This is a genomic window from Paenibacillus sp. EB106-06-01-XG199 (assembly GCF_058791575.1).
This window is the reverse complement of sequence record NZ_JBYTDQ010000002.1, coordinates 1,016,976-1,038,586: the sequence shown is the minus strand read 5'-3', so window position 1 is coordinate 1,038,586 and position 21,611 is coordinate 1,016,976. Positions and strand designations below refer to the sequence as shown.

General features: G+C 50.7%; 20 protein-coding genes. 18 read left to right on the top strand and 2 right to left on the bottom strand.

Features of this window, described 5'->3' with window-relative positions:
- Window positions 1–32: 32 nt before the first annotated feature.
- Window positions 33–770 (bottom strand): sigma-70 family RNA polymerase sigma factor, encoded by a 738-nt coding sequence (locus AC3WT9_RS10730; protein WP_341380352.1) that lies wholly within the window; start codon window positions 768–770, stop codon window positions 33–35.
- A 185-nt stretch (window positions 771–955) separates the two neighbouring features.
- Here AC3WT9_RS10730 and AC3WT9_RS10725 point away from each other — a divergent pair, with 185 nt between their 5' ends.
- The 11 genes from AC3WT9_RS10725 (at window position 956) to AC3WT9_RS10675 (ending at window position 12,347) form a co-directional block, all read left to right on the top strand.
- Window positions 956–1,537 (top strand): ATP-dependent Clp protease proteolytic subunit, encoded by a 582-nt coding sequence (locus AC3WT9_RS10725; protein WP_038589409.1) that lies wholly within the window; start codon window positions 956–958, stop codon window positions 1,535–1,537.
- 19 nt (window positions 1,538–1,556) lie between these two features.
- The gene (locus tag AC3WT9_RS10720; protein WP_341378132.1) at window positions 1,557–1,763 is read left to right on the top strand and encodes a hypothetical protein; all 207 of its coding nucleotides are present in this window, start codon (window positions 1,557–1,559) and stop codon (window positions 1,761–1,763) included.
- Between the two features lie 195 nt (window positions 1,764–1,958).
- Window positions 1,959–3,611, top strand: coding sequence for a helix-turn-helix domain-containing protein (locus AC3WT9_RS10715; RefSeq protein WP_492407572.1), 1,653 nt, complete (start codon window positions 1,959–1,961; stop codon window positions 3,609–3,611).
- 123 nt (window positions 3,612–3,734) lie between these two features.
- A complete protein-coding gene (locus AC3WT9_RS10710; RefSeq protein WP_341091718.1) occupies window positions 3,735–4,760 on the top strand; it encodes an ABC transporter substrate-binding protein in 1,026 nt (341 codons plus the stop codon).
- Between the two features lie 29 nt (window positions 4,761–4,789).
- On the top strand, window positions 4,790–5,797 hold the full coding sequence (locus AC3WT9_RS10705) for a FecCD family ABC transporter permease (RefSeq protein ID WP_341091720.1): 1,008 nt from the start codon (window positions 4,790–4,792) through the stop codon (window positions 5,795–5,797).
- A gap of 59 nt (window positions 5,798–5,856) precedes the next feature.
- Window positions 5,857–6,837: a FecCD family ABC transporter permease gene (locus AC3WT9_RS10700; protein ID WP_341097621.1), complete on the top strand. Its 981-nt coding sequence runs from the start codon at window positions 5,857–5,859 to the stop codon at window positions 6,835–6,837.
- Window positions 6,838–6,861: 24 nt separating this feature from the next.
- On the top strand, window positions 6,862–7,623 hold the full coding sequence (locus tag AC3WT9_RS10695; RefSeq protein WP_341091722.1) for an alpha/beta hydrolase: 762 nt from the start codon (window positions 6,862–6,864) through the stop codon (window positions 7,621–7,623).
- Between the two features lie 350 nt (window positions 7,624–7,973).
- Entirely contained in the window at window positions 7,974–8,348 is a 375-nt protein-coding gene (locus AC3WT9_RS10690) for a hypothetical protein (RefSeq protein WP_341378134.1), read from the top strand.
- Between the two features lie 373 nt (window positions 8,349–8,721).
- A complete protein-coding gene (locus tag AC3WT9_RS10685) occupies window positions 8,722–9,921 on the top strand; it encodes a saccharopine dehydrogenase family protein (protein ID WP_492407571.1) in 1,200 nt (399 codons plus the stop codon).
- A gap of 20 nt (window positions 9,922–9,941) precedes the next feature.
- On the top strand, window positions 9,942–11,078 hold the full coding sequence (gene nspC, locus AC3WT9_RS10680) for a carboxynorspermidine decarboxylase (protein ID WP_492407584.1): 1,137 nt from the start codon (window positions 9,942–9,944) through the stop codon (window positions 11,076–11,078).
- Between the two features lie 285 nt (window positions 11,079–11,363).
- Window positions 11,364–12,347 (top strand): phosphotransferase enzyme family protein, encoded by a 984-nt coding sequence (locus AC3WT9_RS10675; protein WP_341378135.1) that lies wholly within the window; start codon window positions 11,364–11,366, stop codon window positions 12,345–12,347.
- 619 nt (window positions 12,348–12,966) lie between these two features.
- On the opposite strand, the gene AC3WT9_RS10670 is transcribed toward AC3WT9_RS10675, so the two are convergent.
- Window positions 12,967–14,583: a stalk domain-containing protein gene (locus tag AC3WT9_RS10670; protein WP_492407570.1), complete on the bottom strand. Its 1,617-nt coding sequence runs from the start codon at window positions 14,581–14,583 to the stop codon at window positions 12,967–12,969.
- A 245-nt stretch (window positions 14,584–14,828) separates the two neighbouring features.
- On the opposite strand from AC3WT9_RS10670, the gene AC3WT9_RS10665 reads away from it, so the two are divergent.
- From AC3WT9_RS10665 to AC3WT9_RS10635, 7 genes are all read left to right on the top strand, one after another.
- Window positions 14,829–15,452, top strand: a complete 624-nt coding sequence (locus AC3WT9_RS10665) for a deoxynucleoside kinase (protein WP_492407569.1) — start codon at window positions 14,829–14,831, stop codon at window positions 15,450–15,452.
- Window positions 15,449–16,102 carry a deoxynucleoside kinase gene (locus tag AC3WT9_RS10660; protein WP_038589434.1) on the top strand — a complete coding sequence of 218 codons (654 nt, stop codon included), beginning with the start codon at window positions 15,449–15,451 and terminating at the stop codon, window positions 16,100–16,102. The genes AC3WT9_RS10665 and AC3WT9_RS10660 overlap by 4 nt, the downstream gene beginning before the upstream one ends.
- 224 nt (window positions 16,103–16,326) lie before the next feature.
- On the top strand, window positions 16,327–17,505 hold the full coding sequence (locus AC3WT9_RS10655; RefSeq protein ID WP_492407568.1) for a MalY/PatB family protein: 1,179 nt from the start codon (window positions 16,327–16,329) through the stop codon (window positions 17,503–17,505).
- Between the two features lie 204 nt (window positions 17,506–17,709).
- Window positions 17,710–18,660, top strand: a complete 951-nt coding sequence (locus AC3WT9_RS10650) for a nucleoside hydrolase (protein ID WP_492407567.1) — start codon at window positions 17,710–17,712, stop codon at window positions 18,658–18,660.
- 110 nt (window positions 18,661–18,770) lie between these two features.
- Window positions 18,771–20,015 (top strand): stalk domain-containing protein, encoded by a 1,245-nt coding sequence (locus AC3WT9_RS10645; protein WP_341378139.1) that lies wholly within the window; start codon window positions 18,771–18,773, stop codon window positions 20,013–20,015.
- A gap of 237 nt (window positions 20,016–20,252) precedes the next feature.
- Complete coding sequence (locus AC3WT9_RS10640; RefSeq protein WP_341091737.1) at window positions 20,253–21,206, top strand: radical SAM protein; 954 nt, start codon at window positions 20,253–20,255, stop codon at window positions 21,204–21,206.
- A gap of 191 nt (window positions 21,207–21,397) precedes the next feature.
- Complete coding sequence (locus AC3WT9_RS10635) at window positions 21,398–21,541, top strand: hypothetical protein (protein ID WP_492407566.1); 144 nt, start codon at window positions 21,398–21,400, stop codon at window positions 21,539–21,541.
- Window positions 21,542–21,611 lie beyond the last annotated feature (70 nt).

The window sequence follows — 21,611 nt, the reverse complement described above, 5'->3', positions numbered from 1 at the left end:
ATTGAAATAGCTGATCCGCCTGAGGCTTTGGGTTAGGCGGCCATCCGCAGCCCGGCATGAGTGCTGCTGCTAGCGGTTGAACGGCTGCTGCTGGCAAAGTGCTGCGCCTGCACGGTACCTGTGCTTACAGCCATCGTAAGTTCCGCTGATTGTTCATGGCGGAGAAGCTCCAGCATGACAGGGATTTGACCCTGCTCATAAGCATCGGCCAGTGCCGACAAGAGCTGCCGGTAATCGGCGTCCAGCGGAACCGCAGGCCCGCCGTCCGCCGACAGATCCTCTCTAACGGCTGCGAGTGCCTGCCGTGCCCGGTGCAGCGCCGATTTCACCGCGCCTTCGGTTGTTTCCAGTTGTTCCGCCGTTTCACCCGCAGAATAGCCCAGCACATCCCGCATCAGAAAGGCCGTCCGCTGCAGCGGAGACAGATGTTTCATTAGGGCCTGAAAAGCCATTTCAATTTCGGAAATCGTTCCGCCGGTTAATGGTTCTGCCTGTGAATGCCCGCGCTCCAGTGCGCGGCTCAGAGAAGCCCGCCGCCGGGCAGCATCAATCCATGTATTTTTGGCGATCCGCAGCAGCAGGGCTTCGGGATTCGGATTGGCCGGAAATTTTCCGTATCCCAGCGCCTTGGCCCAGGTCTCCTGAGCCAAATCCTCGGCTTCAATGCTGGACCGGGTAAGTGTCAGGCAATAGCGGTTCAGGACTGCTCCAAGCGACTGCAGACTTTTCTCACCGGTATGGTTAACGGTATTGTACTCTTCAAGGGTCATCACGCTTACGCATCTCCTTCTGGCTATCCCATTTAATTTGTTCCCTCTATTATATAAACGAATAGCTCATCATAAAAGATACGCATCTTCCGTAAATTTAAAATTCTGTATGTCCCGTATCCTTTGCCCGTCATGATCCGTTTACAGGGTATAAAGTTAAGGCACATTACAGGAGGTATATAAGAATGAGTATTATTCCCTATGTAATTGAACAAACGAGCAGGGGCGAGCGATCTTACGACATTTATTCCCGGCTGCTGAAAGACCGGATTGTATTCGTGGGTGCGGCCATTGACGACCAGCTGGCTAACAGCATCATTGCCCAGCTGCTGTTTCTGGCGGCGGATGAGCCGGATAAGGATATTCAGATGTTTATTAACAGCCCGGGCGGCTCAACTACTGCAGGGTTCGGAATTTATGATACGATGCAGGTAATCAAACCGCAGATAAATACGATTTGTACCGGTTTTGCAGCTTCTTTCGCTTCGCTGCTGCTGCTCTCCGGGGCTACAGGCAAACGGTTCGCCCTGCCGAACAGCGAGATTATGATCCACCAGCCGCATGGCGGCGCACAAGGGCAGGCTAGTGATATCGCAATCAGTGCCAAGCGTATTCTGCAGATCCGGGAGAAGGTTGTGCGGATCACTGCGGAGCGCACCGGACAACCGGTGGAGAAGGTAGAAAAGGATATGGACCGGGATTATTTCCTGTCGTCCGAAGAGGCGCTGGAATACGGGATTATTGACAAAATCATTACCAAACTTTAAGCGAATGGAGCGGATGGGTATGCTGGCAGCATTGCAAGGGCAAGAGGTCACGGTTAATTTTCTGGATGGTTCCACTGTCAGAGGCGGTGTTCTGGAAGAGATCGACGAGAGGTTCGTGAAATACCGTACGGAATATCAGGTACTGTACATTCCGATCAGCTCTATCCGTGCCGTAGCCGTGGAAACGAAGGAGCGGGAGCGTCCCCGCGTCGGATTCGGGCAGTAAGACCGGAATGTTCCGCTGTAACTGGAATCCCCCAAGCCCCTAACAAGGGGTTCGGGGATTTTTTTGTATCTTTTGCATCTAATAAAGTATTCTCGTCATTGGCATTGAGAACGATTATCAATTATACTTGTTTGTAATAGAGGAATATAAAATGTTCTGTAATGGTGGTGTTCTGTAACAATGGACCTAAAAGTAATGGAACCAGAAGTAACTTCTCCCGCTGAAAAGGATGCTGAGACTCTGCCGGACTGGGATCAGCTGTCCTTCAGACTGTTGTCGGTTCAGGCACTGAGGGGAGACGGGGAGGTCCGGCTGCCCCAGCAGCTGAATTTCTGTTATGCGCTGATTCTGGTGGCAGGCGGAGCAGTCCGGATTCATGTGGATCACCGCCAGGTGGAGCTGTCCGCAGGTTCAGTCTGTCTATGCCTGCCGGAGCAAACGGTCGGAACGGCTAAACCGGCCGCCAGCCTGGATATGCATATTTTTTATTTTGAAGTCTATCATTACGGCAAGCCGGAGAACGTTCGTGGCCATGCAATCCATGACGCACTTCTGTTTCCGCCGGATATCGTACTGCAGCACTTTCCAGCTAAGCATATCTCTTCGGTCTATAGTGAAGTTTTCCGGTTATCCGGGTCAGGACAACAGAACATTAGCTTTCGCGCGCAGATAGATTTTCAGGAGCTGCTATATGTGATTCGTATAAGCTGCCGGCAGAAACCCAGAGATACGGGAAGGGCATTGGAGCAGGCCAAGCAATACATAGAGCATCACTTTACGGGGCCGCTGACGACCCAGGAGCTGGCGCAAGCCGCCGGGCTCAGCCCCAAGTATTTTGTGGACCTGTTTAAGCGGAAATACGGCAAAAGTGCAGTGGAATACGCCGCCGAACTGCGGCTGCAGCAGGCGAAACGACTGATGGCGGAGAGTGGACTGAAGCTGAGGGATATCGCCCACCGGGTGGGGTATGCCGATGAGTTCTATTTTAGCAGGAAATTTAAAAAGATGATCGGCGTGCCGCCTGCAGTCTATATGAAAAGCCGTCACCGGAAGCTGGTTGCTTATTCTCCGGCCGTGCTGGGACAATTGCTGCCGCTGAACCTGACACCCTACGCGGCGGCGCTGCATCCGAAATGGACGGAATATTATTATCTGAATTACCGCGGGGATATTCCCGTGCATATCAGCGCATATCGTAACAACCAGGAATGGCAGGCTAACATTGACCTGCTGAGCCAGCATCCGGCTGACCTGATCATCGCCCGGGATGAGCTGAAGGAGCAGGAGAAAACCGCGCTGGAGAAGATAGCTCCAGTCTATTATAGTCATGGCGGCAGCAGTGATTGGCGTGGACAGTTTCAGCAACTGGCGCAGGTTCTGGGCGAGAGCTGGCAAGGAGAGCAGTGGCTGTCAGCGTATGACCGTGAGGTGCGCAACGCCAAAGAACTTCTGCACAAAGCGATGGGCGATGAATCTGTTGCTGTGATCCGGATGCTTGGCAGCAAGCTGTATTTGCACTGCAATTACGGCATGCTGGATATGCTCTACCGGGAGCTGGAATTAAAGCCGGCCTATAAGTCCGGCGAGGATATTTATAACGTGCCAATTACATTGGAAGAGCTTGCGGCTCTGCCGGCAGATCATTTGTTCATGCTGATCCGCAGAGAGAACGATACACTAGGCGAGTGGCAGAAGTTGCAGAATCATCCGTTGTGGTTAAAGCTTTCTGCGGTTCAGAGACACCGGGTGCATCATATGAGCTCCGATCCCTGGCGTGAGCATTCCGCTTATGCGCAGCTGCGGATGCTCCGGCAGACGCTGCAGCTGCTTGCATCCAATCGTCCATAAATATTCCGCCTTTTGTCCATGGTACGGCAGTGAACCCTTCGTTATAATCGAAAATGATAATCATTATCACTTGTTGTGATATAGATTGAACATTTTACAGAGTGGAAGGGGATTTATAGAAAGATGAAAAGATCATTTGGGATAGCAGGACTAATAGCATTATTTGTACTCGTACTTACAGCGTGCGGAGGCAACGGCAACAATACGCCGGCAAATGGGGCCGCAAATGCTGCGGAAACCGCAACAACAGCTCCGGCTGCAACGGCAGAGGCAACAGCAGCAGCCTCACCGGCAGCAGCTGAAGCAGGCACGCGCACGATTGAATATTTAGGGGAGGAATATACGGTACCCGCATCAGCAGAACGGATTGTTATTACCGGAGCTATGGAAGCCATGGAGGATGCGCTGGTGCTGGATGTGCATCCAGTCGGCGCGATTACGTTCAGCGGTGAATTTCCGGAACGCTTCGCTGCCATTACGGACAAGGCTGAATCGATCGGGGAGAAAACCGAGCCGAACTTCGAGACCATCCTGAAGCTGAAGCCGGATGTGATCCTCGGGACTACGAAGTTCAAGCCTGAAGTAGTAGAGCAATTGAAGAAAATCGCTCCGCTCATTCAAGTCTCGCATATCGCCAGCAACTGGGAAGCCAACCTGAATCTGATGGCAGAGCTGACCGGCAAGCAGGAGCAGGCTGCAGCGGAAATCGCCAAATATCAGGCAGCGCTGGAAAGTGCAAAAGCAGAGCTTGGTGAGAAGCTGAAGGATCAGAAGATAGTGGCTGTACGTATCCGTGCGGGACAAATGTTTATTTTCCCTGCGGCGGTATTTGTTAACCCTATCCTGTATAACGATCTTGGCCTGAGTGTTCCGGCTGAGGTAGCAGCGGCGAAAGCACAGGAAGGCATTTCGGTCGAGCAGCTGGCGTCAATGAATCCGGATATCCTGTTTATCCAATTTGCTGCCGATGAGAATGCCGAGACTGCAACAGCGCTGGAAGACCTGCAGAGCAATCCGATTATCCAAAAAATCAATGCGATGAAAAATAACAAGACCTTCGTCAATGTAATTGATCCGTTGTCCGAAGGCGGACCGGCATGGAGCCGCATACACTTCCTGGAGGCTGCAGTGGAGCAGCTGAACAAGTAATCTGAGATTGTACAAAAGAGTGGGATGATATGAAATTATCTGCCGGACTAAAGACGACCTCCCTGCTGGTGCTGGGGGTCGTCCTCATTATACTCGTCGGTGTCTTGTCGGTGCTCTATGGTACTAAATCCATCAGCTATGGCACGGTATGGAATGCGCTGTTTCATCTGGACGTGGACAATATCGATCATCTGATTATCCGTACCTCGCGGATTCCGCGGGTGGCCGGGGCGCTGCTGATCGGCGCGTTCCTGGCCGTATCCGGGGCCTTAATGCAGGGGATGACGCGGAATTATCTGGCCTCCCCTTCAATAATGGGGATTAGCGACGGATCTGTATTTGCCATTACGCTGTGTATGGTGTTCCTGCCCGGGGCTTCATCCATGACGATGATTCTCTATTCACTGGCAGGCTCGATGCTGGGAGCGGCTTTGGTCTTCGGTACAGCCAAGCTGCTGCCCGGCGGGGCCTCGCCCTTGTCACTGGCCGTCCTGGGTACTATTATCGGTACCTTTCTTGGAGGGGTGTCGCAGGCGCTCGCTACCTATTTTCAAATTTCGCAAAATATCAGCTTCTGGTACAACGCCCGGCTGCATATGATGGACCCGGCGTTAATCAAGCTGGCAATTCCGTTTGCCGTGGCCGGCTTGGCTCTGGGTCTGATGATGGCCCGCTCCGTGACAATGCTCTCGCTTGGGGATGAGACCGCTGCAGGCCTCGGCCTTAAGGTCACAGTGGTAAAAGGCTTGACGATGCTGAGTGTCGTCATTTTGACGGGGATCTCAGTAGCCATTGCCGGGAAAATAGCCTTTGTCGGCCTCATAATCCCGCATATCACGCGTTATCTGATCGGTCAGGACTACCGCAAGATCATTCCTTTTTCCGCTTTTTTGGGCGCGCTGTTCCTGGCTGTATGCGATCTTATCAGCAGGTTCGTGAATTTTCCGTTTGAAACGCCGATCGGTGTAGTCACCGCTTTGTTCGGGGTTCCCTTTTTCCTCTATTTAATCAAGACGAGAGGGGGCGGCCAGACTTGAGCAAGTCCTCTCTTTCACCGAAACCAAAGCGGCGTGCTTTCTGGTCGTTGTTTCTGATCATGTGTGCACTCACGTTGTGCTTCATGTACATCAGCCTAACCAACGGGACCTTCGACCTTTCAGCGAAGGATGTGTTCCGTACTTTACTGCGGATTAATCCCGCCAAAGATCATGACCTCGTTATCTTTGATTTTCGTCTGCCGCGCATTGTGCTTGGCGCACTTGTCGGATTCGGGCTGGGAATCGCCGGGGCCGTACTGCAGGGCATTACCCGCAACTCTCTTGCGGATCCCGGAATTCTCGGCATTCATGCTGCTGCAGGAGCTTTTGTCGTATTGTACATGTTCTTTGCGGCAGGGACGATGAAGACCCCGGACTGGTTTGCGGTCCTGTCCATGCCGATGTTCGGCTTTGTGGGCGGGCTGGTTGCCGTCGTTCTGCTCTATATCTTCGCCAGGCAGAACGGTGAGTTTAATCCGCAGCAGCTGATTCTTGTGGGCATCGCGCTTGCATCCGGCTTTGGGGCAATTACCCTGTTTGTCTCACTCAAAATGGACCCGCAAAACTTTGAGATGGCCGCCGTCTGGCTGGCTGGCAGTGTGTACAGCGCGAATTGGAGACAGGTGCTTTCGACCCTGCCCTGGCTGGTCATATTAATTCCAGTGATCTGGAGACGCGCAGCTGTTCTTGATTTAATGCAGCTGCATGAAGTGAGTGTAAAGGGATTAGGTGTCGCTGTAGGCAGAGAACGGCAGATCCTGCTGCTCTGCTGTGTCGGTCTGGTCAGCGCCTGTGTCTCCGTGTCCGGCAGCATTGGGTTTGTTGGCCTGATCGCACCGCATATCGCCAGAAGACTGATCGGCAACAGCTATAAGTACATCGTCCCGTTATGCGGCATGATTGGGATGCTGATGGTGGTTATTGGCGATTTTATCGGCAAAACGGTGTTCGCTCCGGCTCAGCTGCCGGTAGGTATTGTCATCTCTATCATCGGTGTGCCGTATTTCATTTTTCTTTTGTTCAAGACACGCACGAAATAGGTGCGCTTGTAGGAGGTTAATATCATGGAAGGAACCTATAGACAGGAAGAGATTGGCGGCCGCAGGCTGACCCTCTATACTCCGATGTCCTATGGGGAAGAGGGCAGACGGTTTCCGGTTGTCTATCTGCAGGATAATGGCGAAGTGATGGAGCATTCGCTGAATTACCTGGAGCATTTGTTTATAACCAAAGAACTGCCGGAACTGATTTTTGTCGGTATTACCCCGCGTGACCGGAATCATGAATATACACCATGGCCGTCACCGGCCCTGATGCCGGGCAGACCGGATTTTGGCGGTGGCGGTGGAGAGTATTTGGAGGAACTTGTCGGGAGGATCAAGCCGTATGTAGACAACAGCTATCATACTTTGCCAGGACCAGAGCATACGGGGCTGCTTGGCTGCTCCTTCGGCGGACTGATCTCGCTTTATGGATCTTACCTTTATCCCGATGTGTTTGGCAGGATCGGGCTGATTTCCGCATCATTCTGGTATGAAGGTATCGTGAATTACATACAGGGACAGAGCAGGACGATGCCGGAACAGCGGATCTACATGTATGTTGGAGAGCTGGAGGGACTGTACAAGACAAACTTGCAAAAGCAAATGGTCCCACAGTCGCGCCTCGCGCATAAGCTGCTGCTGGAGCAGGGCTTCAGCGAGGAGGCATTGCGCTTTGAGACCAACCCCATAGGAACACATGACAGTGTGTTTTTCAGCCAGCAGCTTCCGCATGCCCTGCACTGGCTGTTTGGAGCAGAGCATGCCGGGGGCAGCAGAGTCTGATCCTGTGGTGAGTGAATCAATGGCGGGCAATCATATAAGGGAGTCTTCTGAAAACCGCGTGGCGGCTAGAAGAAGACTCTTTTTTTACGAGGATCTGAAGAGAGGATGAAATTGTACCGATACTGGGCATTGTAAATGTACATAATAGGTTAAAGAAACTTGAGGCGGTGGCGCTTGCGGGGGAACAGGAGATTTTATACACGGATGATGATGAGTATTGGATGAACGGGACAACCTATAATAACCCTAATGACCGTTCCATTATGGTACCGTAGCGGATTGGAATTGGCACTACGATTAATATAGGGACAAAAACGGGTAAATATATTTATTACGGCCTTTTTGTGTTTGTGGCGGAAGTAATCATCGGGACCGGATGGATCAGTGTCCAGGCAGAGTTCTCTACACCTGTAATGAAGATCGGCGACAGCGGAACTGTTAAGATTCAATTTCCGATGTACAATTACAGCTTTGCACTAGAGGATGTTCTTGAACTGAAGCTGGTGGATCAATTGCCGGAAGGCGGCAGAAGGACTAACGGCATTGGAACGGACAAAGTGGTTATAGGAAACTTTAAGCTGGATCAATTTGGCAAAAGCAAGCTATACCTCTATAAACAATCTCCTCCGTACATTGTAATCAGATTGCCTGACCTCTATGTGGTGTATAACCATAAGGAGGCATCCGAGACCCGGCAGATTTTTGCGGAGCTGCAAGGGAGGTGAGGAAATTCATTGATTTTAAAATAAATCGTATGAAGCAGACCCCTGCTGTGATACAATAGTCCGGTTGGCCTTGTATACGGCGATCCGTTCAATATAGCTTCTGCTTCTTTAGTGCAATGAACAGAAGAAGCCGAGAAAAACAGAGCATTCTCATGTATTGCTATGAATTACAGAGTATTAATAAGGAAACCCGTAGATTTTACAGAAAAGGCATCAGTTTTTGTCGTTTTTTATTGATTTATTCAAATGTATTCTGTATAATCAGCCTTGTTGATTTTTCATATGGAATAGCCCATGCTTCTGAAGCAAGTTTTGTATAAAGCTATTCTTCTGAAGCAACGCTGACAAAACTTTTTTTGGGAGGTTGTTAATTTTGGGAAAAGCGTTAATTATTGGCGCTGGCGGCGTAGCAAGTGTTGTTGTGCATAAATGCTGTCAGAACCCGGATGTATTTGAAGAGATCTGTATCGCGAGCAGAACCCTTGCGAAATGTGATGCTCTGAAAGATAAATTGGCCGGAGGCCAGACGAAGATTTCTACTGCTCAGCTCGATGCAGATAACACGGACGAGGTCATCCAATTGATCAAGAGCTTCCAGCCGGATGTCGTTATTAATGTCGCTCTCCCATATCAGGACCTGACCATTATGGATGCTTGTCTGGCAACGGGAGTGCATTATGTGGATACTGCCAACTATGAACCACAGGATACTGCTAAATTCGAGTATTCCTGGCAGTGGGCTTACAAAGAAAGATTCGAGAAAGCCGGAATTACCGCGCTGCTCGGCAGTGGCTTTGACCCTGGTGTAACCGGTGTGTTCACGGCTTATGCGCAGAAGCATTATTTTGACGAAATCCATACGATTGATATTGTTGATGCCAACGCGGGCGACCATGGTTATCCGTTTGCCACCAACTTCAATCCTGAAATCAATATCCGCGAAATTACAGCCAACGGGCGTTACTTTGAGAATGGCGAGTGGATTGAAACTGCACCGCTGTCCGAGAAAAAAGTCTACGATCTCCCGGAGATCGGTCCGAAGGATATTTACCTGCTGTATCATGAAGAACTGGAATCCCTGGCTGCCAACATCAAGGGCGTGAAGAAAATCCGTTTCTGGATGACCTTCTCGCAGAACTATCTCACTCACCTGAAGGTGCTTGAGAATGTGGGCATGACTTCCATTGAGCCGATCCTTTATGAAGGCAAAGAAATTATTCCTTTGCAGTTCCTGAAGGCGATTCTGCCTGACCCGGCATCCCTGGGACCAAGAACCAAAGGCAAAACCAACATTGGCTGCATCATTCAAGGCACTAAAGACGGCCAGCCAAAAACTTACTATGTGTACAATGTCTGCGATCATGAGGAATGCTACAGAGAGGTTGGCTCCCAAGCCATTTCCTACACCACCGGCGTTCCAGCAATGATCGGGGCTATGCTGATTATAAAAGGCATCTGGAAGAAACCGGGCGTCTACAACGTAGAAGAATTCGATCCGGATCCATTCATGGATGCACTGAACAAACACGGGCTGCCTTGGCAAGAAGATTTCTCGCCAGCGCTGCTGGATTAGGACGTAACGTAATGAAGGATATAGATATCGATATCAGCTCACTGCCGTCACCTGCTTATCTTGTGGATGAACGGCTGCTGAAGAAGAACCTCGAGACTCTGAACTATGTGCAAGAGCGTAGTGGTGCGAAAATTCTGCTCGCGCAAAAAGGCTTCTCCATGCATGCCCTGTACCCGCTTGTCGGACAGTACCTGCATGGCGTGACCTCCAGCTCCTTGTTCGAAGCCCGGCTGGGCTTCGAGGAAATGGGCAAAGAGGTGCATGTCTACGCGCCTGCTTATATGGACCGCGAGTTCGATGAGCTGCTCGGCTATACCGACCACATTGTGTTCAACTCATTTGATCAGTGGAGCCGGTTCAAGGATCGGGTGCAGAATGCTCCGAAGAGAATCAGCTGCGGCATCCGTGTTAATCCGGAATATTCCGAGATTGAAGTGCCACTCTATGATCCGTGCTACAGCTTTTCCCGGATGGGCGTAACTTTGCCGAACTTCCGGCCCTATGAGCTTGAGGGTATTGATGGCCTGCATTTCCATACGATGTGCGAGCAGAACTCCGATACGCTGGAGCGTACGCTTAAGGTCGTGGAAGAGAAATTCGGACAGTACCTGCATGGCATGAAATGGCTGAATTTCGGCGGCGGCCATCATATTACCCGTCCCGATTATGATCTGGAGAAGCTGATCAGCTGCATCCTTCATATGAAGGAAACCTATAATGTCGAGATCTATCTGGAGCCCGGTGAGGCGGTTGCCCTCAATACCGGATACCTGGTGGCTACCGTTCTGGACACGATGCATAACGGAATGGATATTGCCATTCTGGATACTTCGGCCGAATGCCATATGCCGGATGTGCTGGCGATGCCGTACCGTCCGAACATTATCGGCGCCGGAGAGCCGGGCGAACATGCCTATACGTACAGACTCGGAGGCATGACCTGCCTGGCAGGAGATGTGATCGGGGACTATTCATTCCCGGAGCCGCTCAAATACGGCGACAAGCTTGTCTTCCTCGACATGGCGCATTATTCCATGGTGAAGAATCATATGTTCAACGGTGTGAACCTGCCGGCCATTGCTTCGTATAACGAAGAAGAGGGCCTTAAGGTGATCAGAGAGTTTGAATATAGCGACTTCAGCAACAGATTGTCTTAATAATTATAATACCGAGGCGTTCCGCCACCATGTGTTCATGGGTGATGGGGCGCCTTTTTTTGGTTGCAGTTAACGGGGAAGCGGCAGCACGGAATGGTTAAAGCTGTTTTTTCCATTGTTCTTAAGCATAGTACTCGCGTAACATCGAGGAATGAAGCCAGCCAGCTTGAACGTGAAAGGAGTGATCGGCATGAAACGCCGGGCTAATCCATACTATTCCATTGACGGTGAAGAGGAATTGATTACTTAATCCAATTGTGAACTGAAAAGGAGCTGCTGCAACGCATGCTGAAGTTAAAATATTTATTCTCGAATGAAAGTTTGGCGGAGATGCTGCTGGGGAACTGGACATATGATCCGGAGTCGCTGCATTTGTTCCAGTACTATCGAATCTCCTCCAATGCGATATATCCGTTCAGAAGTGCCGGGAACGGGCAATTCCTGCGGTTTGCCCCGCGGTCGGAGAAGCTAATGGAGAACTTGCGGGCGGAGCTGGAGTTCATCTCCTACTTGAAGGACTGCGGATATGGCGTGCTGGAGGCCGTTCCCTCCTTGGAAGGAAAGGAGCTGGCAGAAGCGGAGACTCCCTGGGGAGAGTATTATGCTTCTGTCTTCGAACGTGTACCCGGAGTTCAGCTGCAGGATGCCGGCTTAAGCGATCATGTCATGTTCAAGTATGGCGAGGCCTTGGGCAAGCTGCATCAGCTGTCCAGCACTTATAGCCCTGTACAAACCAAGAGAGGGTCATACCGCGATGTGCTGGACTGGATCGTGGATGTGTTAAAGGTATTTCCGCAGGAAACGGCGGCTGTGGCGGAAGCTCGGCTGCTTGCCGAGTATTTCAGCAAGCTCCCGGTTACAACAGCTAATTACGGGCTGATCCATTATGACTTTGAACTGGACAATGTGTTTTATGATGAAGCTAGTGATACCATCAGCGCGATAGATTTTGATGACTGCATGTATCACTGGTATGCTGTGGATATCGAGCAGTCTCTGGACAGCCTGGTAGGGGAGATTGATCCTGAAGAGTTTGGACTAAAGAAAGAGCGCTTTATGGAAGGGTACCGCAGCCAGTTTAGTCTTCCCGATGACGGTCCCTCTATGGCGGCGTGCAGACGGTTCGCCGATTTGTACGGGTATGCCAGAGTTTTGAGGTCCACCGCTGAACAATGGGAGCATGAGCCGGAATGGCTCACGGGACTGAGAGGCCGGCTGCACCATTCCCTGGTGACCAGATCTGCACGGTTTGGAGAGCGGTTAACCTAGGGTGGCAGCGCAATGTGAGCAGTGTGACGTATGTTGACGAATATTGAGGGATGATGACGGATGTTGATGGATGCTAATGAATGTTACTGAATGCTACTAAATGCTACTGAATTCTACTGAATTCTACTGAATTCTACTGAATGCTACTGAATGCTACTGAATGCTACTGAATGCTACTGAATTCTATTAAATTCTACTGAATTCTACTGAATGCTACTACCGATTTAGCGGTAAGTAACTTGTTGCTGTCCCGCCGGACAACCCAGAAATTCGTAACGGGAATTGCGCCCGCTAAATAGATGAAACTAGCGGAATCTGAGTAACTAACGGGAATTTCTCCCGCCTTATTTAACCAAATGGCCCGATGCAGTGAAACGGCTCAAATTAGCGGGAGAAATTCCCGCAATGGATGGGATACAACAATACCGGGAGCTTTGCCCGTTATTGTTGCTAAGACTGACTGGTGAGCTTAACAGAAGCTTACAGTAGAGGAAATCCTGAATTGATAAACCCCAGGAAAAAGCGGACCTTGCTTCCACGAAAAGTGGAGCGGAGGCCCGCTTTCTGCTTTTGGACTGGCTTTAGATCGGCTAAAAGATAAGGTTGAGACCGTGGAGATCTATTTGTAGGTGATTGCAATCTCCTCTTCCTGCGGCATCCAATTGACTGTTGCGCCAAGCTGTTCGCTGATAAAGCGCAGCGGCAGGTAAATCGTCCCGTATACGACAAACGGCGGGTTTGCAAGAGTTACCGTTTTGTTGTTCACGGTCGTAACCCCTGTAACAGAATTGATGGTGATGGAGATGGCGGGTTTATCACCGGCGGCGCGGGTAATCGTCACTTTTTTATCCACAGTGGTTGTTGTGCCTCCTGCTTTGCCTGAAGGGACACTCTTCGTATCTTCTTTGTAGGAGACATTCGCCCCCAGCTTGTCAAACAATGAACGGAGTGGAATAAAATTCTCCCCGCCCCGGGTAATTACACCGTTCGTTAGAGTAACCCTTTCGCCGTTCAAGGATACGGCAATCGGCTTCTGCACGGGAACGGGAGTTTTATAGCTGAACTCATACTCACCATACCCCAGCTGTCCGTCTTTGTTGACGCCCCAGCCAAAGAGGGACCCGTCTTTTTTTTGCAAAATTAGATGACGCTCACCTTCCTGAATAGATGTGATATCAGAGGCCAGGAGGGTGAACTTCACAGCCGCTGGCATGGAGTCGCCTTCAAGGGAGGCAGAGTAAGCATTGCCATCCGAAGTCAGGGCGACGATTGAGCGTTCCATGAAGTAGGCACCGGTCACGTTCTTGATGCCTGTAAAGCACACGGGAACTTTCTGCTCATGATAATTGGTTCCGTCGGACCAGCCCGTTACGGTGGAGCCCCAGAACCACAGGCGTGATTGACCATCGATGGCCAGCATGGTCCGCGAGTTGCCATGAATCGAGCGGATATCTGTCAATCCGCTCACCCGAGAAGCGGATAGGACAGACGGAAATGGCTTTCCGGAATCAGCGGAGTCATAGGACTGTATAGGCCAGGTCCAAAGTGTACCATCTTTTTTAAGTGCATATTGCTGTGTCAGCCGGATGATATCGGTCAAATTCTGGACAGGCTCAAAGGTGGACAGCTCATCGCGGGAGGTCCATACAGTGCCATCTTTTTTCAGGAAGTTGATACGCTCCCAGCCTTTCTTTCCATCCCATTCATTATAACCATTCGCCGCAGCGACATTATCTATGCCGGGAACAGCTGTAAAGAGGGGGGATTTGTCTTCGTCTGATACTCGGGGAGAGCTGAATACCGCGCCATTTCCATCTATAGCTATGTAGCGGTTCCAAAGCGTAGAAAGTTCTGTTAGACTGGTCAGTTCCTGCACAGGAGTGACTTCCACCGCCAGAGTCTTAGGGTTGGTCTGCCACCGCCACACGGCATTATCCTTTGTTACAGCCAGCCCTCCGGCCTGTAGGCCAAACCCATAGGCGGCTTGTACATCCTTCAGCCCCGGAAGCAGAGTAGGCACCGATTTAGTGCCACCCCATATCCAAAGGCTTCCGTCATTTTTAATCAGGTATTCTGGTCCATAGGACTTAATGCCGGCAGTTGCCTGCACTGTTGCTGCGGCTGTTGTGGCAGTAGTTTCGGCAGTCCCGGCAGTCCCGGCAGCAGATGCATGTATTGAAGCCATTGAAGCGGTTAAGCTCAGCAACAAGCATAAAGTCATCGTCCATTTCTTCACGGAAATCCTCCTCGGTAATTTGCGTAATTGACTTATATAGGAAATAAAACAATCTGTAAGGTTAGACGCAAGGACTGGTTAAAAAGTTTCCTAACCGATCTAATACCTCATGATTGTAAAAATCACGAATTCATCCGTTCACAGAAAGCCCTCCTGTGATACAATAGTTTAGTCTGTTTTTTAATGGAATAATCACAGCATGCTTTACCCGGCATTGTCCGTACCTGAGGAGGAAATCAGCGTTAATGAAACATGCACCCTTTATAGCAGTGGAAGGCCCGATCGGAGCCGGTAAAACAACACTTGCCACGATGCTGGCCGGTGAATTGCAGCTTCCGGTCATCAAAGAAATTGTGGAGGAGAATCCGTTCCTGGACAAGTTCTATCAAAACATGGACGACTGGAGCTTCCAGCTTGAAATGTTCTTTCTCTGCAACCGGTATAAGCAGCTTGAAGATACCGTGAACGAGTACATCGCTAAGAACAAGCCGGTTATTTTGGATTATCATATTTATAAGAACCTGATTTTTGGCGAGCGGACGCTGAAAGGCACCAAACGTGACAAATACCGCGAAATCTATCATGTGCTGACTGATGATCTGCCGAAACCGGATATCATTCTTTATATCAGAGCGGATCTTGATACGCTGCTTACCAGAATCGCCAAGCGCGGCCGCCCGTTCGAAGAGGAGATTGCTCCTGCATATCTGCAGCAATTAATAGAGGATTACGACGATGCGATGGCTTCTCTGGCCGTCAGCGAACCGTCAACCGTTATTGTGACCATCGACGGAACTAAGGTAGATTTTGTGGGAAACCAAGAAGACTTTGCCGCAATCGCCGACCACCTAAAGGAGCTTATGAAATGAACCCATACAACATCCCTGATAACGCAATTATTACAGTAGCCGGTACGGTAGGTGTCGGAAAGTCCACACTGACCGGAGCTTTGGCGAAACGTCTCAATTTTCAGACTTCGCTGGAACAGGTAGACCACAATCCGTATCTGGAGAAGTTCTACCATGATTTTGAACGGTGGAGCTTTCATCTGCAAATCTACTTCCTGGCCGAACGCTTCAAGGAGCAGAAGAAAATGTTCGAGCTGGGCGGCGGGTTTGTGCAGGACCGTTCCATTTATGAGGACACCGGAATTTTCGCTAAAATGCATGCCGATCAGGGCACAATGTCCAAAACGGACTACGAAACATACACCAGCCTGTACGAGGCTATGGTGATGACGCCCTATTTCCCGCATCCTGACGTGCTGATCTATATTGAAGGCAGCCTGCCGTCGATCCTGACCCGCATCAATGAACGTGGCCGCGAGATGGAAATTCAGACCGATGTCTCCTACTGGGAGCATATGCACGGGCGTTATTCGCAGTGGATTGGCGAGTTCAGCGCCTGCCCGGTGCTGCGCCTGAATATTGACGATTATGATGTGAATGATGCGGCTTCGATGGCGGAGATTCTGAAGCAGGTAGGGAAGTCAATCCAGCGGGTTCCGGTGGAGAAGTGAAGTTGAAGGTCAATCGGAGGAATCCGGTTGGCCTTTTTTGAAATATAGAATGTATATGCTTCACGCTATAAATTATCCTTCTATTTCCCGCTGAAACGGATACCGTCCTTTTGAAGACGGCGAGCCGTTTCCACTTGATGGATAGGAGTTAATGCGAGAGGTGCCTGAAGATGTTCCCTGTGATACAATAATCTGAAAAGCCGTAATGGATGGAGGAACCTCACTTGAAGTATGACTTTGACAAAGTAGTTAACCGCCGCAATACCCGCTCCTACAAATGGGATCAGTCCGAGAAGCTGTTCGGAGACAAGGAGATTCTTCCGCTCTGGGTAGCGGATATGGACTTTGAGAGCCCGCCTGCCGTGAAAGAAGCGATTCTGCGGCGCGTTCAGGAGGGAATATATGGCTATAGCGTGACGAGTGATTCCTATAAAGAGGCGATTGCCGGCTGGTACCGCAGACGCCATGACTGGGAGATTCAAAAGGACTGGATTACGGATTCCCCCGGAATCGTTACCTCGCTCAGCCTGTCGGTAGAGCTGTTCAGCAAGCCGGGAGATCAGGTGATTCTGCAGTCGCCCGTCTACTATCCTTTTTATGATGTGATCCGGATGAATGACCGCAAGGTGGCCATTAATCCGCTGAAACTCGAAGACGGCCATTATGTTATGGATTATGTCCAACTGGAAGAGCTGATGGCCGGTGGCGCCAAGCTGCTGCTGCTGTGCAGCCCGCATAATCCGGGAGGCCGGGTGTGGGAGCGGGAAGAACTGCTGAGTCTTGGAGAACTGTGCCTGCAGTATGGGGTAACGGTGATCTCGGATGAAATCCATTGTGATATGGCTATGCCGGGCCACAAGCATATTCCGTTCGCTTCCTTGTCGGAGGAGCTGTCGAATATTACACTGACCACGCTGGCCGCTACCAAGACGTTTAATTTGCCGGGCCTGCAGACCTCTTACATCGTAACCTCCAATCCGGAATTGCAGCGGAAATTTGAGTACAAGCTTAAGACGCTCAGCCTGCACATGTCGGCTTTTTTCACACCAGAGGCTGTGGAAGCGGCATACAATGAAGGTGGAGAATGGCTGGATGAACTTATACAGCATATCAGCGGCAATGCGGAATATGCCATCGGCTACCTCGCGGAGCACCTGCCACAGGTGAAACCAATGACGCCAGAGGCTACTTACCTGCTGTGGATCGATTGCCGCGCACTTGGACTGGACACTGAGGGTCTGAAGAATCTGATGTACCGCGAAGCCAAAGTGGCATTTAATGAAGGATCAGTCTTTGGCACGGAGGGACAAGGGCATCTGCGGATTAATCTGGCTTGCCCGCGTTCTATTCTGGCCGAAGCACTGGAGCGTTTCAGTCAGGCTGCAGCACCTTATGTAAAATAAGGGAATTTACGCGTTAGCGATAAGCCCGCCGTATCTCTTTTGAACACTGCCATGTTCAGAGGATACGGCGGGCTTTTTTGCGCCTGCTGATACGCTTTCATTTTAATGTATCCCATTGACCAGTCCTGGCATTGAGCCCTTGGGATACCCGTGTTAAGATGAAATCTATGATATGGATACATAATGGGAGTGGAAAAAATAGAGATGAGTACAACCCGCATAATTATTGATTGTGATACCGGCATTGACGACGCATTGACCATATTATATGCCCTGCGGACTCCAGATGTGGTTGTGGAAGGAATCACTACTGTATTCGGGAATATTGATGTCGCTCAGGCGGCAGATAATACACTCAGGCTGCTGGCTTTGGCCAATCCCGGTTATGAGATTCCCGTAGCCCTTGGCGCGTCCCAAGCCCTCGTCCGCGAGCTGGGCGGCTTCTCGACCCATGTGCACGGTGGGAACGGGATTGGCGGTGTTCAGCTGCCTCCATCGTCTCAGCGGCCGGTGCTGGAAACGGCAGCCGAATTTATTGTCCGCCTGGCGGATGAGAATCCCGGCGAGATTGTACTCGTAACGCTGGGACGGTTGACCAACCTGTCGCTGGCGCTTGATCTGGACCCGGCTCTAACCGGGAAACTTAAGAAAGTAGTCGCCATGGGCGGTACCGTCTTTAAGCCCGGCAATGTTACGGCGGTTGCGGAAGCGAACCTGTGGGGAGATCCGGAAGCGGCCGACCGTGTATTCACCTCCGGGCTTCCCGTGCTGATGGTCGGGCTGGATGTTACGCTGAAGACGCTCATCACAACAGAGCATCTGGAGCTTCTGAGGCAGTTCGGCAAGGAAGAGAACAAAGCCCTGATTGACTTCATGGACGAATCCCTGAAGTATTATTTTAATTTCTACCGTGAAGCGAATTATCTGATAGGTGCGGCACCGCTGCATGATCCGCTGGCCCTGATGGCTGCGCTGCAGCCGGACCTGCTGACCTGCCGCCAGATGAAGGTCCGCTTGGAGACCCGGGGTGAGCATACCGCCGGAATGGTCGTTGCCGATTTGTGGGCACAGCCCAAAGCCGGTGAATTCATAGAGGTTGCCGTTGATGTGGATGCGGAACGGGCCGTCGGCGTCTTTTTGAGCGCGTTTATGTGATAGTTACAATCTATTAATTTGCTAAAAATAACTATTTTGGTAAAATGGTAGACGGAACTGAACTAGGTTTGAGAGACTCGTCATCCTATCATAGAATGGAGAATTTATACATGAAACGCTTAACGAAGCTGCTATTATGTGCAGCAATCTCTGTAAGCGGCTTTGCCGCTTTGCCTGCCCAGCCGACTCAGGCTGCCCCGGCGGGTGTCAGCATTATGCTGGACGGATATCCGCTGCCTTTTCCGGTTGAACCTGCGGTGATGAGCGGAACAACGATGGTTCCGTTCCGGGCGATCGCGGAAGCTTTGGGAATTCCGGTGGTATGGGACCAGGCCGCACGTAAAATCACAGCAACCACAAGCGGTGCCGCCGGGAACACTAAGGTTATCCTTACACTCGGCAGCAAAAATGCAGCGGTGAACGGCGCAACCGTGAAGCTGGCTGTAGCTCCGCAAAATATCCGGGGCACCACGATGATCCCGCTCAGCTTCTTTGGCCAGCAATTTGGCGCAGCGGTATCTTGGAATCAGGCGAGCAAAACTGTATCGATCACTTCGCCGAAGAAGGATATGTATACGCTCGGATTTTATGCGCAGGGAGCCTATAGCGAGGTTTCGCGTATTCCTGATTTTAGCGCGATCGCCTTTGGGTGGAGCCGGATCGACCGCAGCGGACAATTTACTACGGCCAGTACGGATTTCTGGTGGCCGAAGGCTGACGGCGATGTGACACCGGAGTCCATCGTCCAGAATGCCGCTGCCGGAGGCACCACGCCTTATCTGATGGTTTATTCCGGGGACAAAGAGCTGGAGCTGACCAAGAATATGGAAGATCTTGAGCTTCAGCAGAAGACGATTACCAGCATTGTTGATTTGGCTTCACAGAAAGGCTTTAAGGGAATCGGGCTTGATCTGGAAGGGCTGGGGATGACCGGCGACAAGAAGCTGGTACAGAGCCAATATAATGTTTTTGTCAAAAAATTATCCGTAATGGCGCGGGCGGCAGGTCTTAAGCTGACCGTTATTCTTCCCCCGCTGAACGGCTCCTACAAAGGGTATGATTATAAGACGCTGGCATCGCTGGCTGATGATTTGGTGATTATGGCTTATGCGTATGAGGATGAGTCAGGTCCGGAGCCGATGAACAAAGTGGATGAAGGCATTCGTCTGGCCCTGCAGCAGGTGGATAAAAGTAAGCTGGTGCTCGGAATCTCCGTATACAGTGAGAATGCAACCTCCGTCAACGCCAAGATTGGACTGGCCAAACGGTATGGCCTCAAAGGCATCGCCATCTGGCGGCTTGGACTGATCGGACAGCCTGTTTGGAATGAGATGAGCAAATCGGTAGAGTTGTAGAACGGTAGAGTTGCCGGAAATCATAGATTGGATCTGAAGGTTGAAGATAGATGAATAGTCGGTTTGGAACTAGAGGCTGCCCGCCGGGCAGCCTCTTCTTGCTATTTTCAGGGAAGGCAGCAATGCAGATTGCGTTCTTTATACAACAAATATCACATTAACTTGAGCTGCAAACCTTTATAATCTCTAAGGTTGACCCTTGAGCAGGAAATCTTATTTTCAGGAGGCTTATCAAACATGAGTATGAAATATAAATCACTGGAGCTGGACAAACCGCTGACGTATGAACTGGAAGGTTTGGAGGTTGGCGTGACCTCGAACTGCAATTTCCGCTGTGATTACTGCTGTGCATATAAAAGAAACGACGGGCAGAGCATTAATGGCAAGGAGGTTATCCGTATCCTGGAGGAGCTTCCCGGGCTGAAGCGGGTCCGCCTCTCCGGCGGTGAAGTCACCTTGAAGTTTCAGGACTGCGTTGAAATTGTATCCTACTGCTCTTCGCGGGGGATCCAGACCCAATTGAACTCCAACGGCAGTCTGCTGAATGCGGAGCGCATCGAACAACTGGTGTCTGCCGGGCTGACTACGATCCATATTTCGTTCAACTTTACGACAGCGGATGCCTTCTCCCGTTATTACAACATTCATCCAAGCGTCTATGACAAAATCAGAGAGAACATCACGATGTTCGCCAAGACAAGTGTGGACGTCGTGCTGGAAACGCTGCTGTTCAATGAAACACAGGACAATATGAAAGAAATCAGCGATCATGTCTACTCTATGGGTGTTAGAACTCACGAGATTCAGAACAGCATCATCATGGGCCATACCGGCTGGAAAGCCATTGCTGCCCGCGAACAGCTGAAGAATGCCGTGAATGAGCTGATTGAACGCAAAAAAGAAGATACAACGCTCTACTTCACCTGTATGGACCGCTTTATGGAAGCACTTGGTTTCCAGGAGCAGCCCGGGGTATATTTCCCGCATTGCATAGAAGGCAAGAAACAGCTGCACCTGCATGGCAACGGCGATATTCTGATCTCCGAGCTTTGCCACCCGGTAATCATCGGCAACATTTATCAGGGAACCTTGTTGAACGAGCTGTACAGCAACATGCCTGAGCCGCTCTCGCAGTTTCTGGAGAAGCAGCCTTGCCCGGCGCTGGACGCTTTGTTTCCGCAAGGCCTATAGAGAGCTGTGACGAACCGGATTCAGCTTGAAAGAGCCGGTTCAGCAGCTCAGCAGCAGACAGGACCGCGGCATTCCAGCTGCGGTCTGTTTTTGCTGCCGGTTTGATAGATCAGCGTGAGATATTTATTGTGAATTTCATCCCACAATGACTTACAAAGATTATGTCGCTAAGGGGGCTCGCCTTTAACGGCTTGTCCTTAATTATCAGCAATGCCTGGGGTCTCAGAGACGGGGAGTGGAAAGGGTTTGCAGCCCCCAAGAAACTGCTGCTATGGGGCAATGTAATCCTGATTCTGTCCTGGATTGTCGTGGGGATTGCGAACAGCATGGCGTAGTTTTCTGCAAATTGCCATGATTAACAGGCAGAGACATCATGAGAATCTGTTAAGATTTCAATAGAGTCTG

What these genes read in the sequence shown, in the direction of transcription:
- AC3WT9_RS10730 (WP_341380352.1), bottom strand. Translation starts at nt 770, where the DNA reads ATGACCCTTGAAGAGTACAATACCGTTAACCATACCGGTGAGAAAAGT.
- AC3WT9_RS10725 (WP_038589409.1), top strand. Translation starts at nt 956, where the DNA reads ATGAGTATTATTCCCTATGTAATTGAACAAACGAGCAGGGGCGAGCGA.
- AC3WT9_RS10720 (WP_341378132.1), top strand. Translation starts at nt 1,557, where the DNA reads ATGCTGGCAGCATTGCAAGGGCAAGAGGTCACGGTTAATTTTCTGGAT.
- AC3WT9_RS10715 (WP_492407572.1), top strand. Translation starts at nt 1,959, where the DNA reads ATGGAACCAGAAGTAACTTCTCCCGCTGAAAAGGATGCTGAGACTCTG.
- AC3WT9_RS10710 (WP_341091718.1), top strand. Translation starts at nt 3,735, where the DNA reads ATGAAAAGATCATTTGGGATAGCAGGACTAATAGCATTATTTGTACTC.
- AC3WT9_RS10705 (WP_341091720.1), top strand. Translation starts at nt 4,790, where the DNA reads ATGAAATTATCTGCCGGACTAAAGACGACCTCCCTGCTGGTGCTGGGG.
- AC3WT9_RS10700 (WP_341097621.1), top strand. Translation starts at nt 5,857, where the DNA reads ATGTGTGCACTCACGTTGTGCTTCATGTACATCAGCCTAACCAACGGG.
- AC3WT9_RS10695 (WP_341091722.1), top strand. Translation starts at nt 6,862, where the DNA reads ATGGAAGGAACCTATAGACAGGAAGAGATTGGCGGCCGCAGGCTGACC.
- AC3WT9_RS10675 (WP_341378135.1), top strand. Translation starts at nt 11,364, where the DNA reads ATGCTGAAGTTAAAATATTTATTCTCGAATGAAAGTTTGGCGGAGATG.
- AC3WT9_RS10665 (WP_492407569.1), top strand. Translation starts at nt 14,829, where the DNA reads ATGAAACATGCACCCTTTATAGCAGTGGAAGGCCCGATCGGAGCCGGT.
- AC3WT9_RS10660 (WP_038589434.1), top strand. Translation starts at nt 15,449, where the DNA reads ATGAACCCATACAACATCCCTGATAACGCAATTATTACAGTAGCCGGT.
- AC3WT9_RS10650 (WP_492407567.1), top strand. Translation starts at nt 17,710, where the DNA reads ATGAGTACAACCCGCATAATTATTGATTGTGATACCGGCATTGACGAC.
- AC3WT9_RS10645 (WP_341378139.1), top strand. Translation starts at nt 18,771, where the DNA reads ATGAAACGCTTAACGAAGCTGCTATTATGTGCAGCAATCTCTGTAAGC.
- AC3WT9_RS10640 (WP_341091737.1), top strand. Translation starts at nt 20,253, where the DNA reads ATGAGTATGAAATATAAATCACTGGAGCTGGACAAACCGCTGACGTAT.